The sequence below is a fragment of the Streptosporangium nondiastaticum genome, assembly GCF_003011965.1.
Classification (GTDB): domain Bacteria; phylum Actinomycetota; class Actinomycetes; order Streptomycetales; family Streptomycetaceae; genus Streptomyces; species Streptomyces nondiastaticus.
Genome location: NZ_PXWG01000288.1, coordinates 1 through 2055 on the forward strand (window position 1 = coordinate 1; position 2055 = coordinate 2055).

Genomic DNA, 2055 nt, shown 5'->3' on the forward strand with positions numbered 1-2055 from the left:
TGAGCGCCCGTCCCGCCGCCGTCGCCGGGGTGGCCGTCGCCGCCGCCGCGGCGAGGCCGCCGAGGCCGAGGGCGAGACCGAGGAGGAGCCGGAAGGCGAGCCCGAGGAGGCCGCCGAGGCCCGCGAGGAGGAGCCCGAGGAGGGCGAGGAGGCCGCCGGCCTGGGCACGGCCGGCAGCCGTCGCCGCCGTCGCCGCCGCCGTCGCAGCGGCGAGGCCATCGAGACCGAGCCGGGCGCCGACGAGCCGGAGCGCACGGTCGTCAAGGTCCGCGAGCCCCGCAAGCGCGAGGAGCGCGAGCCCGGCACCGGCTTCGACGAGGTGCAGTCCATCAAGGGCTCCACCCGCATGGAGGCGAAGAAGCAGCGCCGCCGCGAGGGCCGCGAGCAGGGCCGCCGCCGCGTGCCGATCATCACCGAGGCCGAGTTCCTCGCCCGCCGCGAGGCCGTCGAGCGCGTGATGGTCGTCCGCCAGAGCGGCGAGCGCACCCAGATCGGCGTGCTGGAGGACAACGTCCTCGTCGAGCACTTCGTCAACAAGGAGCAGGCCACCAGCTACGTCGGCAACGTCTACCTGGGCAAGGTCCAGAACGTGCTGCCGTCGATGGAGGCCGCCTTCGTCGACATCGGCAAGGGCCGCAACGCCGTCCTGTACGCGGGCGAGGTCAACTTCGAGGCGCTCGGCATGGGCAACGGCCCGCGCCGCATCGAGACCGCCCTGAAGTCCGGCCAGTCCGTGCTCGTCCAGGTCACCAAGGACCCGATCGGGCACAAGGGCGCGCGTCTGACCAGCCAGGTCTCCCTCCCGGGCCGCTACCTCGTGTACGTGCCCGAGGGCTCGATGACCGGCATCAGCCGCAAGCTCCCCGACACCGAGCGCGCGCGCCTGAAGACCATCCTCAAGAAGATCGTCCCCGAGGACGCGGGCGTCATCGTGCGCACCGCCGCCGAGGGCGCGAGCGAGGACGAGCTGCGCCGTGACGTCGAGCGTCTGCAGGCGCAGTGGGAGGACATCCAGAAGAAGGCGAAGCAGATCTCGACGAGCTCGCCGAGCCTGCTCTACGGCGAGCCGGACATGACCGTCCGCGTCGTCCGCGACATCTTCAACGAGGACTTCTCCAAGGTCATCGTCAGCGGCGACCAGGCCTGGGAGACCATCCACGGCTACGTCTCGCACGTCGCGCCCGACCTGGCCGACCGCCTGCAGAAGTGGACGTCGGACGTCGACGTCTTCGCCACGTACCGGATCGACGAGCAGCTGATGAAGGCGCTGGACCGCAAGGTCTGGCTGCCGAGCGGCGGCTCGCTCGTGATCGACCGGACCGAGGCGATGGTCGTCGTCGACGTCAACACCGGCAAGTTCACCGGCCAGGGCGGCAACCTGGAGGAGACGGTCACCAGGAACAACCTGGAGGCGGCCGAGGAGATCGTGCGCCAGCTGCGGTTGCGCGACCTCGGCGGCATCATCGTGATCGACTTCATCGACATGGTGCTGGAGTCCAACCGGGACCTGGTGCTGCGGCGCCTGCTGGAGTGCCTGGGCCGCGACCGCACGAAGCACCAGGTCGCCGAGGTGACCTCGCTGGGTCTGGTCCAGATGACCCGCAAGCGGGTGGGCCAGGGCCTGCTGGAGTCCTTCTCCGAGAGCTGCGTGCACTGCAACGGCCGCGGCGTCATCGTCCACATGGACCAGCCGGCGTCGGTCGGCGGCGGTGGCGGCGGCAAGCGCGGCAAGAAGAAGGGCAAGGCCGGGCACGAGCACGTGCACGAGGCCGCCGCGGCTCCGGCCGCCGAGGAGGCCCCGTCGCTGGAAGAGGCCCCCGCGGCCGCCGCGGCCGAGGGTGCGCCCGAGGCGCCCGAGCTGGAGCCCGTCGTCGTCACCGAGGCCGACCTCCAGCCGGCCGTCGGCGGTGACGAGGAGTGGTTCGGCAGCGCCGCCGAGGCGGAGGCCGCGGCCAAGCGCGGCGGCCGTACGCGCCGCCGGGCGACCCGCAAGGCGTCCGCTCCGGCGGGTGCGCCGCGGGTGGCCGAGGCTCCGGCCGAGGTCGTGGTGGAGGC

At 72.7% G+C, this 2055-nt stretch carries 1 protein-coding gene; it reads left to right on the forward strand.

Annotation, left to right across the window (positions count from 1 at the left end; translation table 11 throughout):
* On the forward strand, positions 1-2055 hold a 2055-nt coding region (locus tag B7P34_RS35780), incomplete at both ends, for an Rne/Rng family ribonuclease (RefSeq protein WP_146167038.1).